At 70.3% G+C, this 12,706-nt stretch carries 11 protein-coding genes; 1 reads left to right on the forward strand and 10 read right to left on the reverse strand.

Features of this window, described 5'->3' with window-relative positions; translation table 11 throughout:
• Positions 1-24: 24 nt before the first annotated feature.
• The 8 genes from ACFZ8E_RS06875 to ACFZ8E_RS06910 all read right to left on the reverse strand — a co-directional run bounded on the left by ACFZ8E_RS06875 (position 25) and on the right by ACFZ8E_RS06910 (position 8,698).
• Entirely contained in the window at positions 25-906 is an 882-nt protein-coding gene (locus ACFZ8E_RS06875) for a 3-hydroxybutyryl-CoA dehydrogenase (protein WP_147727480.1), read from the reverse strand.
• Positions 907-1,119: 213 nt separating this feature from the next.
• A complete protein-coding gene (locus ACFZ8E_RS06880; RefSeq protein WP_147858070.1) occupies positions 1,120-2,073 on the reverse strand; it encodes an electron transfer flavoprotein subunit alpha/FixB family protein in 954 nt (317 codons plus the stop codon).
• Positions 2,074-2,139: 66 nt separating this feature from the next.
• Positions 2,140-2,889 (reverse strand): electron transfer flavoprotein subunit beta/FixA family protein, encoded by a 750-nt coding sequence (locus tag ACFZ8E_RS06885; protein WP_405042404.1) that lies wholly within the window; start codon positions 2,887-2,889, stop codon positions 2,140-2,142.
• A 210-nt stretch (positions 2,890-3,099) separates the two neighbouring features.
• Positions 3,100-3,672, reverse strand: a complete 573-nt coding sequence (locus tag ACFZ8E_RS06890) for a cob(I)yrinic acid a,c-diamide adenosyltransferase (protein ID WP_147728509.1) — start codon at positions 3,670-3,672, stop codon at positions 3,100-3,102.
• Between the two features lie 47 nt (positions 3,673-3,719).
• Complete coding sequence (locus ACFZ8E_RS06895; RefSeq protein ID WP_147728508.1) at positions 3,720-4,352, reverse strand: acyloxyacyl hydrolase; 633 nt, start codon at positions 4,350-4,352, stop codon at positions 3,720-3,722.
• A 131-nt stretch (positions 4,353-4,483) separates the two neighbouring features.
• Entirely contained in the window at positions 4,484-4,669 is a 186-nt protein-coding gene (locus ACFZ8E_RS06900; protein WP_147728507.1) for a twin transmembrane helix small protein, read from the reverse strand.
• A 92-nt stretch (positions 4,670-4,761) separates the two neighbouring features.
• Positions 4,762-7,380 (reverse strand): TIGR02302 family protein, encoded by a 2,619-nt coding sequence (locus tag ACFZ8E_RS06905; RefSeq protein WP_405042405.1) that lies wholly within the window; start codon positions 7,378-7,380, stop codon positions 4,762-4,764.
• A gap of 109 nt (positions 7,381-7,489) precedes the next feature.
• Positions 7,490-8,698 (reverse strand): polyhydroxyalkanoate depolymerase, encoded by a 1,209-nt coding sequence (locus tag ACFZ8E_RS06910; protein ID WP_405042406.1) that lies wholly within the window; start codon positions 8,696-8,698, stop codon positions 7,490-7,492.
• A gap of 224 nt (positions 8,699-8,922) precedes the next feature.
• On the opposite strand from ACFZ8E_RS06910, the gene ACFZ8E_RS06915 reads away from it, so the two are divergent.
• Positions 8,923-10,149, forward strand: a complete 1,227-nt coding sequence (locus tag ACFZ8E_RS06915; RefSeq protein WP_405042407.1) for a TetR/AcrR family transcriptional regulator — start codon at positions 8,923-8,925, stop codon at positions 10,147-10,149.
• 25 nt (positions 10,150-10,174) lie between these two features.
• On the opposite strand, the gene ACFZ8E_RS06920 is transcribed toward ACFZ8E_RS06915, so the two are convergent.
• Complete coding sequence (locus ACFZ8E_RS06920) at positions 10,175-11,326, reverse strand: acyl-CoA dehydrogenase family protein (protein WP_405042408.1); 1,152 nt, start codon at positions 11,324-11,326, stop codon at positions 10,175-10,177.
• 160 nt (positions 11,327-11,486) lie between these two features.
• On the reverse strand, positions 11,487-12,683 hold the full coding sequence (locus tag ACFZ8E_RS06925) for an acyl-CoA dehydrogenase family protein (protein WP_147726369.1): 1,197 nt from the start codon (positions 12,681-12,683) through the stop codon (positions 11,487-11,489).
• Between the last annotated feature and the right edge of the window lie 23 nt (positions 12,684-12,706).

Here is a 12,706-nt window from a genome sequence, read left to right on the forward strand (position 1 = left end):
CGATGAAAGCGACCCGGCCCGCGCTCAGCGGGTCGGGACCGGCGTCTCGCCGCGATAGTCGTAGAAGCCGCGCTTGACCTTGCGGCCAAGCCAGCCGGCCTCGACGTACTTCACCAGCAGCGGGCACGGTCGGTACTTCGAATCCGCCAGACCCTCGTAGAGCACCTGCATCACCGACAGGCAGGTATCGAGACCGATGAAGTCGGCGAGCTGCAGCGGGCCCATCGGATGGTTCGCACCGAGCCGCATCGCGGTGTCGATCGATTCGACCGAGCCGACGCCCTCGTAGAGCGTGTAGATCGCCTCGTTGATCATCGGCAGCAGGATGCGGTTGACGATGAAGGCCGGAAAATCCTCCGACATCGTCGAGGTCTTGCCGAGCTTTGCGATGAACGCCTTGGCCGACTCGTAGGTCGGGTCCTCCGTGGCGATGCCGCGGATCAGCTCGACGAGCTGCATCACCGGCACTGGGTTCATGAAGTGGATGCCGATGAAGCGCTCCGGCCGGTCGGTCGAGGCGGCGAGCCGGGTGATCGAGATCGAGGACGTGTTGGTGGCGATCAGCGCATCGGGCCGCAGCGACGTGCACAGCGTCGAGAAGATCTGCCGCTTGGTCGCCTCGTTCTCGGTCGCGGCCTCGATGACGAGGTCGCAGGGGCCGAGGTCGTCGTAGCTGCGGGCGGCGACGATGCGCTCGCGGACGTCGCGGCGCTGTCCCTCGTCCATCGTGCCCTTCGAGACCTGGCGCGCGAGGTTGCCGTCGATGTTGGCGAGGCCGGCGTTCAGGCGGTCGGGATCGCGGTCGTTCAGCAGAACGTCGAGGCCGGCCGCTGCGCAGACGTGAGCGATGCCGCTCCCCATCTGCCCGGCACCAATGATGCCGACCCGCTTGATATCGATGCCCATCTGTCGATCCATGCCCCCGACGCCGACGACCGAAGCGGTTGTCGAGCTGCCCTACGCCGCACGGCCCACCATCCGACGCGAAAGCTGGAAGGACTGTGCGGCGTTTCTTTTAGACCCTTCGTCGGCCCAAGTGGAACCCGTCGCGCACGCGATCGCGAGACGGGTTCGACCGGGTGACGCGATCCGACGACCTTCGGATCGCGACGAACGACTTCAGTTGCCCTTGGCCTTGCCGATCTCGGCCTGCAGTTCCGGCACGATCTGGAACAGGTCGCCGACGAGCCCGTAATCCGCCACCTGGAAGATCGGCGCGTCCTCGTCCTTGTTGATCGCGACGATGACCTTCGAATCCTTCATGCCGGCCAGGTGCTGGATCGCGCCGGAGATGCCGACGGCGACGTAGAGGTCGGGCGCGACCACCTTGCCGGTCTGGCCGACCTGCCAGTCGTTGGGGGCGTAGCCGGCATCGACCGCGGCGCGGGAGGCGCCGACGGCGGCGCCGAGCGAGTCGGCCAGCGGCTCGATCAGCTCCTTGAACTTGTCGGCCGAGCCGAGCGAGCGACCGCCGGAGACGATGCTCTTGGCCGCCGCCAGCTCCGGCCGGTCGGACTTGGCGATCTCCTCGCCCTTGAAGGTCGAGCCGCCGGCAGGGGGCGCCGCCGCCGTCACCGCCTCGACGGGGGCCGCCGCTCCGCCCTCGCCGGTGGCCTTGAAGGCGGCGGTGCGGACGGTGATCACCTTCTTGCCGGCGCCGGCCTGGACGGTCTGGATCGCGTTGCCGGCATAGATCGGGCGCTCAAACGTGTCGGGCGACACGACCGCCATAATGTCGGAGATCTGCGCGACGTCGAGCAGGGCGGCGACGCGCGGCAGGATGTTCTTGCCGGTGGTGGTCGCCGAGCACACGATCGCGTCGTAGGGCTCCGCGATCGCGACGATCAGCGCGGCGACCGGCTCGGCGAGGTCGTGGTCGTAGGCCGCGTCCTCGGCCAGCAGCACCTTGTCGACGCCGTCGAGCTTGGCCGCCGCGTCGGCGGCGGCCCGGCTGCCGGCGCCGACGACGAGGGCGTGGATGGGGGCGCCGAGCTGCTTGGCGGCGGTGAGCGCCTTCAAGGTGCCGTCCTTGATCTCGGACTGGCCGTGCTCGACGAGGAGGAGGGTGGTCATCGGTTCAAACCTCGGATCTCGGATGAGGCGCGCGCTCGACCGGATGCGGGAGCGCGCGCTGCGGGACTAGATGACGTTGGCCTCGGTCTTCAGCTTCTGCACGAGCTCCGCGGCCGAGCCGACCTTGATGCCGGCCGAGCGGCCCGGCGGCTCGGCGGTCTTGAGGACCTTCAGCTTCGGGGTGACGTCGACGCCGAGGGCGTCGGGCGTCATCTCCTCGAGCGGCTTCTTCTTCGCCTTCATGATGTTGGGCAGCGAGGCGTAGCGCGGCTCGTTGAGGCGCAGGTCGGTCGTGACGATCGCCGGGAGCTTGAGCGACACCGTCTGCAGGCCGCCGTCGACCTCGCGGGTCACGTCGAGGCTGCCCTCGCCGGCCTCGATCTTGAAGGCGAAGGTGCCCTGCGGCCAGCCGAGCAGCGCGGCGAGCATCTGGCCGGTCTGGTTCGAATCGTCGTCGATCGCCTGCTTACCGAGGATCACCAGCTCCGGGTTCTCCTTCTCGACGATCGCCTTCAGGATCTTGGCCACCGCCAGCGGCTCGCAGACCGTGTCGGTCTTCACCAGGATCGCGCGGTCGGCGCCCATGGCGAGCGCGGTGCGGAGCGTCTCCTGGGCCTGCTGCGGGCCGATCGACACCGCCACGATCTCGGTGACCTTGCCCTTCTCCTTCAGGCGGATCGCCTCCTCGACGGCGATCTCGTCGAAGGGGTTCATCGACATCTTGATGTTGGCGAGCTCGACCCCGGAGCCGTCGGCCTTGACGCGGATCTTGACGTTGTAATCGACGACCCGCTTGACGGGCACCAGAACCTTCATGGCGGTCTACTTCCTCCGCGGCCGGATTGTTGTGATCGGCGAATTTCGGAGCGCCTTCGCAGGCGGCTCGCACAGGGCGCGGACCGTAACGGCCACATTTCCGCCTTGTCAACGCGGCGCGCGCACGCGCTTTCGAAAAGCCGCGGACGGTCGGCGAAGGGAATTCGGATCGGCGGTACGGCGGCGGGCGCGGATCGGCCCGGGCCCGCCCTAGCGGTTCTTGCCGGGCACCCAGAGCACGTCGTCGGCGCCGTCGGCGTTGGCCGCGCGGCTCGCCACGAACAGGAAGTCCGACAGGCGGTTGAGGTACTTCAGCGCCTCGGGCGAGACGATCTCGCCCTCGGTCGCCGCAAGCGCGACGGCGAGCCGCTCGGCCCGGCGGCTGACGGTGCGGGCGAGGTGGAGCGCGGCGGCGGCCGGCGAGCCGCCGGGCAGCACGAAGGACTTCAGCGGCGCGATGTTGGCGTTGAGCGCGTCGATGTCGGCTTCGAGCCGCGCCACCTGCGAGGCGACGATCCGCAGGGGCTCGTAGGCCGGGGGCGCGTCGCTCGGGGGCGTCGCGAGGTCGGCGCCGAGATCGAACAGGTCGTTCTGGATCGCGCCGAGCATCGCGTCGATGCGCGGCTCGGCGTGCTGGCGGGCGAGGCCGACGCAGGCGTTGGTCTCGTCGACGGTGCCGTAGGTCTCGACCCGCAGGTCCGCCTTCGACCGGCGCTGGCCGTCGGCCAGGGCGGTGGTGCCCTTGTCGCCGGTGCGGGTGTAGATGCGGTTGAGGGTGACCACGGGTGCGCCGACGCTTTCATGTCAGAAGATGTAGCCGAGCTTGCAGATCAGAAGGTGTAGCCGAGCTTGCCGCCGAAGTTGGTCAGGCCGCGGTTCTCGCCGCACAGGCCGGCATTCGACATGTGCTCGACGGTCGCCATGATGCTCCAATGCTCGGTGATGCGGAAGCCGAGCGCCGCGGCCTCGCGGAACAGCGGCGAGCAGCCGAGCGAGTTGAAGCCGTACGGGGCGAGCGCCTTCGGGCCGGTATAGCCGTTATGCGCGGCGCCGCCGAAGAAGCCGTCGATGAAGACGCGGCGGTCGAAGGTCTCGGGGAAGAGGTCGACCGACCAGGTCGCGCCGAGATAGGCGTAGCTGGTCCGGCCGCCGGTGTTGTAGCTGCCGCCCACCGTCGGGCGCGGCACGAAGGCCTGCCAGAACGGATCGGCGCTCACCAGCGGCTTCGAGAACAGGATCTCGCCGTTGACGTTCTGCTTCTCGAAGCCCGGGAGCTTGCCCTCGGCGCTGCCGGGATCCTGCACGGCGCCGCCGATCCGGACTTCGGAGACGATGCTGAGGGGCTGCACCGGCGGCGCGTAGGCCGCGGGCCGCGGCGCGTACCCGAGATCGGCTGCCGCGACGGGCGAGGCGATCGCGAGGGCAAGAGCGCCGGCGACGAGACGATGCGAGGAGGACTTCATGCGGGGCGGATCCGGTTGAGCCCGGAATTCCTAGCATGGGCCGGCCTGCCGGGGGCGCCGTTTCATCCGGCCCGCGCTCGAATGCGCCCCGGTGCGGCCCGGCGGTCACAGTCCCGGGCCGCCCCGATCCATCAGGCCGAGCGCCACCAGGCCACGCCCATGATCACCAGGATCGCCACGAACTGCAGCAGCACGCGCAGGCGCATCAGGCGCTGGGACAGGTTGGCGTCGCCCCCGCGCATCATGTTGGCGAGGCCGAGGAGGAGGATGACCGCGACCGCGAGGCAGGCGACGAGGACGACGGAGTTGCCGGACATGGACGGACGATCTCGACTGCGAGCGATTCCGCCCTTGTAGGCGCTTCGCCGGGCGAACGGCAGGGGCGATGCGACGCGGGCCGCGCCCCGGCTCAGTTCCGGCGCAGCAGGCGCTCGAAGTAGTCGAGCTCCTCCTGCGAGCGAGTCGGGTCGCCGAGCTTGCGCCGCAGCTCCTCCATGATCCGGCGCGCCCGCTGCACCGCCGATTCGTCGGCGGTCGGCACGCGCACGCGGCCGTCGCTCATGTCGCGCCCGCGGGTCGGGCGGCCGAGCGGGTCGTCGTCCTTGGCACCGGCCTGTCCCTGCTGGCCGGGCTGCTGGCCGTCGGGCTTGTCACCCTGGCCCTCGCCCTCGGCTTCGGCCGATTCCTGCATCTGCTGCTGCATGCCGTCGGCACCGCGCTTGAGCCCGTCGAGGGCGCGGCCCTGCGCGTCGACCGCGTCTCCGTCCTGGCCGTCCTTCAGGGCGTTCTCGGCCTCGCGCATCGCATCCTCGGCATCCGAAAGGCCTTCCTCGCCCTTCATGCCGTTCTCCTTCATGCGGTTCTGCAGGTCCTGCAGGCGCTGGCGCAGGGCCTGCTGGCGCTCGCCGACCCCGCCCTGCTGGCCCGGCTGCCCCTTGCCTTGCTGGCCCTGGCCCGGCTGCCCCTGCTCGCCTTGACCTTGCTGGCCCTGGCCCTGCTGGCCGGGGCTCTGCTGCCCCTTCTGCCCCGGCTTCTGCCCCGGCTGACCGCGGCTCGGCGGACGCTGGTCCTGCTCGCCGCCGGGCTTCTCCTGGCCTTCCTTGAAGGTCTCGTCGCGCAGGCCCTGCTGCTCGCGGGCCATCTGGTCGAGCTCCTTCATCTGCTTCTGCATCTCGCGGGCGGTCGGGTCGGACTTGCCGCCCTGCTCGGCGCTCTGCAGGTTCTCCAGGATGTTGCGCAGCTGCTCCATCAGGCGCTGCGCCTCGGCCGTGTCGCCGCGCTTCATCGCCTCGGCCATGTCCTTGAGCATCTTGTCGAGGTCGTCCGGCGTCACGCTCTTCGATGGCTGGCCCTGCTTGTCGCGCGAGCTCTGCTCGCGCGGCTGCTTGCTCTGCTTCTCGGCCAGCTGCTTCATGAACTTGTCGAGGGCCTGCTTGAGGTCCTGGGTCAGGCGCTGGATCTCGTCGTCGGGCGCGTTCTTCTCGATCGCCTCCTTAAGCCGGTCCTGCGCCTGCCGGAGCTTCTTCTCGGCGTCGGAAAGGTCGCCGTCCTCGATCTTGAGGGCCATCTCCCAAAGCAGGTCCGCGACCTCGGTGAGCGCGGCATCGTTGCCGGCCGCCCGCAGGCGCCGCGCCGCGGTCTTCAGGCCGAGGAACACCCCCGGCTGCGGCGTGAACATCTCGGGCGCGACGAGCAGTCCGTCGAGCGCCATCTGCACGCGGGCGCGGCCCTCGTCCGGCGTCACCACGAGGCGACGGCGCTCCTCGGCCAGCGCCCGCGCCAGCGGATCGCGGAAGGGGCGGGCGGGCAGCACCATCTCGATCGTCGGCGTGCGGCCCTCCTGGCCGGCCTCGTCCTTGACGAGATAGGTGAAGCGCACCTTCGCGCCCGACCAGGGGTTGTCGGTCAGGTCCACGAGCGTCTTGGTGTCGGTCTCGCCGCTCGCATCGCCCGGCAGCGCCAGGGCGATGCGCGGCGGCGGCACAAGCGAGCGCGTCCCCTCCAGCGGCTCGACGATCCCCTCGGCCGAGGCGATGCCGTAATCGTCCTTGGCGCGGTAGCTCAGGTTGAAGGTGCCACGCCCGTTCACCTCCGGGCCGCCGACCGCGTGGACCTCGGGCGGGGTGTCGGGGATCGCCTCGACGATCAGGCGCTGGGTCTGCCCCGGCGCGGCGATGGTGAGCTCGGCCGTCGGCCCGACGATCTGGAACCGGTCCTCGCGCAGGTCGGGTCGCGGCTCCTTGCCGGGCACGGCCTTGAGCCCGGCATTCGGCGTCAGCACGGTCTGCGCCGGGCCTTCGCCGGCGATGCGCACGATCAGCTGCGAATTCACCGGCACGCGCAGGCGCTGCTCGCCGCCAGACATCGCGACCGCGAGCGGCGGAAGCCGGGTGTAGAGCGGCGGGTCGATCCAGCCGTCGATGCGGTAGTTCGGGCCGGCCGAAGCGGCTTCGCGCCAGTCGAAGGCGCTGCCGAGGCGCTCGCGCCATTCCGGGCCGGCGACGAACAGGCTCGCCACCGCCGCGACCACGAGGCCGGCGCGCAGCGCGAACGGGTCGTGGCGCGGCATGCCGGGCCGCGGCCGGCCGACGCGCAGAGTCGCGACGGCGCTCGCCGCCCGCGCCTGATGCAGGGCCCAGAGCGCCCGCGTATCGGGATCGGTGGTGCCGACGGCAAGCGTGTCCTCGATCGTCGAGGCCGGGGCGTGAACCAGCGTCGCGTCGCGCGCCGCCGCCTCGCGGTCGATGCGGGCGAGCGCGGCGCGCCGGTCCGACCGGCGCAGCCGAGCGAGCGGGGCGAGCACGGCGACCAGCGCGGCACCGAAGGCGACGAGGCCGACGATGCGCCAGGTGGCGGAGAGATCGAGCCAGAGGCCGAGCCAGGAGACGGCGAGGAAGGCCAGCACGACGCCGAGGCCGCGCCACAGCACCGGCCAGGCCCGCTCCCACAGGCCGGCGGCGTTGGAGCGCGCCACCAGCCGGTCGAGCCGTGCGGCGGTGCCGGATCGCTTCGGATCGTTACTGCTCACGCCCGCAATCGCCTCGCCGCTCTCGAACCAGCACGTTCGTGCCGGCAAGCTAGCATGGTGCGCATCGTGCGCGTGCGGGTCAAATCCGCTCAGGGCGGGTCGGCCGTCCTCAGTTGTGCGACTGGATGAAGTTGCGCACCAGCGGGTAGGTCTGCCCCTCCCACTTGCGGCCCGAGAACACCCCGTAATGGCCGACGCCGGCCTGGAGGTGGTGGCTGCGCATGTGCGGGGGCAGGCCGGTACAGAGGTCGTGCGCCGCCATGGTTTGGCCGACGGCGCAGATGTCGTCGCGCTCGCCCTCGACCGTCATCAGCGCGGTCTTGCGGATCGCGCGCATGTCGATCCAGTTGCCGCGATAGGTCAGCTCGTTCTTGGCCAGGGTGTAATCCTGGAACACCGTCTTGACGGTCTCGATGTAGAACTCCGCCGCGAGGTCGAGCACGGCGAAGTACTCGTCGTAGAACCCGGCGATCGCGTCGGCCTTCTCGACCTCGCCGTTGGCCATGTGCCAGAACAGGTCCGCATGGCCCTGGACGTGGCGCTTGGTGTTCATCGAGACGAAGGCCGAGACCTGGACGAAGCCGGGATAGACCCGGCGGCCGGCGCCCTTGTGGCGCCGCGGCACGGTGGCGATCAGGTTCTTCTCGAACCACTCGATCGGCTTCGAGGTGGCGAGCGCGTTCACCGAGGTCGGGCTGATCCGGCAATCCACCGGGCCGGCCATCAGCGTCATGCTGCGGGGCGTGGCCGCATCCTTCGATTCCGCCATCACGGCGGCGGCGGCGAGCGCCTGGACGGTCGGCTGGCAGACCGCAAGCACGTGCGCGGGGCCGCCCATCGCCCCGAGGAACTGCACGAGGTGCCCGACATAGTCGTCGAACCCGAACGCGCCGTCGGAGAGCGGCACGTCGCGGGCGTTGTGCCAGTCGGTGATGTAGACGTCGTGGTCGGGCAGCAGGGTCTTCACCGTGCTGCGCAGCAGCGTCGCGAAATGGCCCGAGAGCGGGGCCACGACCAGCACCTTCGGCTGCTCGGAATCGATGTCCTTGCGAAAGCGCAGCAGGGTGCCGAACGGCGTGACGAGGACCGACTCCTCGACCACCGAGACCTCGCGGTTGCCGACCGTCACCGCCTCGATGCCGAAGGACGGGCGTGCGAAGGTCAATCCGGCGCGCATCATCATGCGGGCGCCGGCCGACATCCAGTTCACCGGATCGCCGAAGGCGGTCCAGGGCGAGACGGCATCGTGCAGCACGCGCCCCCAGGCCCGCGTCTGCTGGGCCAGGTCGCACTGCATCTCGAACGCGTCGTACAGCATGGGGCGGGCACTCGTGCGCGACCGGCCCGACAGGCGGGCGGTCGCGGCTTCGGGATGGGGCTGATACGCCGCTTCGTGCTGCATCATCATGCGGTGAGGATCAGACGGGCGCGCACCCACCGCAACCGTCTAAAAGTACGAAGCCGTCGGCCTGTGTCTTCGCAGTACCACGTTTGACGGCGCGGCGCTTGTCAGTTCGTGCGCCGCCATGCTCAACCGCTGAGATGATCGACCGAGGCAGGCCCGCGGCCGGGCAGACCAAACGCTATGCCCTCAAGCGCGGGGCGATCCTCGATGCGGCGGCACGGCACTTCAATGCCCGCGGCATCCGCGGCACGGCGCTCAACGACGTCGGCGGCAGCGTCGGGCTGATGCCCAACAGCATCACCTACTATTACCGCCGCAAGGAGGACCTCGCGGCCGCCTGCTACGTCAGCACGATCGCGTGGCACGAGGCGCTGCTCGCCGAGACGGTGGCGCTCGCCGACCCGGCGGAGCGCCTCTCCGAATTCCTGGCCGCCTACTTCCGCGACCTCGCGGCGATCGAGATCGGGGCGCGGGCGCCTCAGGTCCGGCTGACCGACATGCGCGCGCTGCCTGAGCCGCAGAGCGCGGCGGTCTACGCCGCCTACAACGCCTTCTTCCGGCAGGCGCGCGCCGCGTTCTTCCCTGAGGCCGCCTTCCCGGGCCTCGACCGCGACGCGTTGCGGGCACGGACGCTCCTCGTCGTCTCGGTGGTGCACACGGTCCGCGCCTGGATCGACCGCTACGAGGCGGCGGATTACCCCCGCGTCGGGGCGCGGATCGCCGATCTCCTGCTGCACGGCCTGGCGAGCCCGGAGAGCCGCTGGAGCGGCGACGCACCGGACCCGATCGCGGCCCAGGGCGACCCGACCGAGCCGTTCCTGCGGGCGGCGACGGCGCTGATCAACGAGGAAGGCTATCGCGGCGCCTCGGTGGAGAAGATCTCGGCGCGGCTCAGCGTCACCAAGGGCTCATTCTACCATCACAACGACAACAAGGACGACCTGATCGCCCAGTGCTTCGCGCGCACCTTCGCCATCCTGCGCCGGGAGCAGGAGGCGGCCGAGGCGGCCGGCGGCACCGGCTGGACTCGGATCACCGCCTGCGCCCGTGCGCTGATGCGCCACCAGGTCTCCGAGGGCGGCCCGCTCCTGCGCTGCACCGCCGTCGGCGCCCTGCCGGACACCCTGCGCGCCGAGATCCCGCTGACCATGCGCCGCCTGTGGGAGCGCCTGGCCTTCCCGATCGGCGACGGCATCGCCGACGGCTCGATCCGCGCCGTCGACCCGTCGATCGCCGCGCAGGTCGTGAGCAGCATGATCGACGCCGCCTCCGACCTCGACCGCTGGTGCGACGTCGCCGGCGCCGATGCGGCCGAGATCTTCGTGCGCCCGCTGTTCATGGGGATCCACGCGGCCGCCGATTAGCGCGTGCCCGGGTCCTCGGATCGCGTCAGGCCGCGATCAGGCCGCCGTCGTCGGCGACGCGGCGCAGGTGGTAGGGCGTGTCGCCGAGCTGGTACTCGATCATCGCCAGGCGCTTGAAGTGGTGCGCACCGATGTACTCCATGGTCATGCCGATGCCGCCGTGGAGCTGGACCGCTTCCTGGCCGAGGAAGCGGCACGCCTTGTTGACCTGCACCTTCACCGCCGACAGGGCGGCGGCACGCTCGGCGGCATCGCCGGCCTCGACCATCATCGCCCCGTAGATCGCCATGGAGCGCGCCTGCTCCAGGGCGATCAGCATGTCGACCGCCCGGTGCTGCAGCGCCTGGAAGCTGCCGACCGTGACGCCGAACTGCTTGCGCGTCTTGAGGTAATCGACGGTCAGCGCATGCAGCGCCGACATCGAGCCGAGGGCCTCGGCCGCCAGCGCCGCGATCCCGTGCTCGGCGACGCGCACCAGCAGCGGCAGGCCGCCCTCGGGATCGCCGAGCACGTCGCCGCCATCGACGGCCACGCCGGCGAAGGTCACCTCCGCGGCCCGGCCGCCATCCTGGGTCGGATAGGCCTCGATGGTGACGCCCGGCGCATCGGCCGGCACCACGAACAGGCCGATCCCGTGCGGGTCGCGGCGCTCGCCCGAGACCCGGGCGCTGACGACGATCAAGCCGGCGGAATCGGCGTTCAGCACGACGCTCTTCTGCCCATCGAGCACGAAACCCGAGCCGTCGCGGCGGGCCCTGGTCGCGACATCGTGAAGGTCGTAGCGGGACTGCCGCTCGGTCTGGGCGAGGGCGAGGCGGGTCGAACCCTCCACGATCCCAGGAAGCCAGCGCGCCTTCTGAGCCGAATCGGCGCCGAGCCGGATCGCGGTGGAGCCGAGCACGCCGCTGGCGAAGAACGGCTCGACCGCGAGGTTCCGGCCGATCGCCTCCATCACGATCATCGTCTCGACGGCGCCGCCGCCGAACCCGCCATCCTCCTCGGAGAAGGGCAGGCCGCAGACGCCGAGCTCGGCGAGCTTGCCCCAGCTCGGCTCGGAGAACCCCAGAGGCTCGCTGGTCCGGGCCTGGCGCGCCTCCAGCGACGGGTAGTCGTCGGCGCAGAAGCGCTCGACGCTGTCGCGCAAAAGGTTCTGCTCGCCGCTGAAATCGAAGTCCATGGTGTCATCCGTTCGAAGCCGCGAAGAGGCTTCCGATAGAAACGCGAGTCCCCCCCTCCCGTGCGGGAGAGAGACAGAATGAGGGCTCCAGGTCTTTCCGGCGACGTCGCATCCCTCTCCCGAACGGGAGAGGGCGGCGCAGTGCGTCCTGCGGGAGGTCTCACAAGCCCAAGATGCCCTTGGCGATGACGTTGTGCTGGATCTCGTTCGAGCCGCCGTAGATCGAGACCTTGCGGTTGTTGAAGTAGCTCGGCGCGGCCGCGTCGACCCAGTCGAAGCCGCCGGGCGGGTTGTTGGCGCCGGCGCCGCGCTGGGGCGCGGCGAGCGAGAACGGGCCTGCGAGCTCCACCAGCAGCTCGGTCGCCGCCTGCTGCAGCTGCGAGCCGCGGATCTTCAGGAGCGAGGAGGCCGGGTCGGGCTGCACCGAATCGGCGCGGCCCTGCTTGGCCGCGACCCGCATCTGGGTGATCTCCAGCGCCTTCAGCTCGATCTCGACCTCGGCGACCCGTCCGCGGAAATCGCCGTCGTCCCACATCGAGCCGGCGCCGGAGGGCATCTCCTTGGCGAGGCGCTTGATGCGCTGGATGCGCTCCTTGGTCAGGCCGATGCGGGCGATGCCGGTGCGCTCGTTGGCGAGCAGGAATTTCGCGTAGTCCCAGCCCCTGTTCTCCTCGCCGATCAGGTTCTCGACCGGCACGCGCACGGAATCGAAGAACACCTCGTTGACCTCGTGGCGCCCCTCCAGGGTGATGATCGGGCGCACGGTGATGCCGGGCGACGTCATGTCCATCACGAGGAAGGAAATGCCGCGCTGCTTCTTCGCCTCCATGTCGGTGCGCACGAGGCAGAAGATCCAGTCGGCATGCTGGCCCAGCGTCGTCCAGGTCTTCTGCCCGTCGACGACGTAGTGGTCGCCGTCCCGCACCGCCTTGGTCTTGAGCGAGGCGAGGTCGGAGCCGGCGCCGGGCTCGGAGAAGCCCTGGCACCACCAATCGTCGAGATTGGCCGCCCGCGCGAGGAAGCGCTGCTTCTGCTCCTGGTTGCCGAAGGTCGCGAGCACCGGGCCGAACATGTAGCAGTTGAACTGCTGCGGCAGCGGCACCGCCGCCTGCAGCAGCTCCTCGGTGTAGATGTAGCGCTGGATCGGCGTCCAATCCTGGCCGCCCCATTCCTTGGGCCAGTGCGGCACGGCCCAGCCGCGCGCGTTCAGGATGCGCTGGGACGTGACGACGTCGTCCTTGCCCAAGCCGCGGCCTTCCGAGACCTTGCGCCGGATCTCGGCCGGGATCTTCTCGCGGCAGAAGCTGCGGACCTCGTCGCGGAACGCGATCTCGTCGGCGGTGTAGCGCAGGTCCATCGGTGTCTCCTGATCGTCGCGGA

The organism is Methylobacterium sp. HMF5984, from assembly GCF_045033435.1.
Lineage (GTDB): Bacteria > Pseudomonadota > Alphaproteobacteria > Rhizobiales > Beijerinckiaceae > Methylobacterium.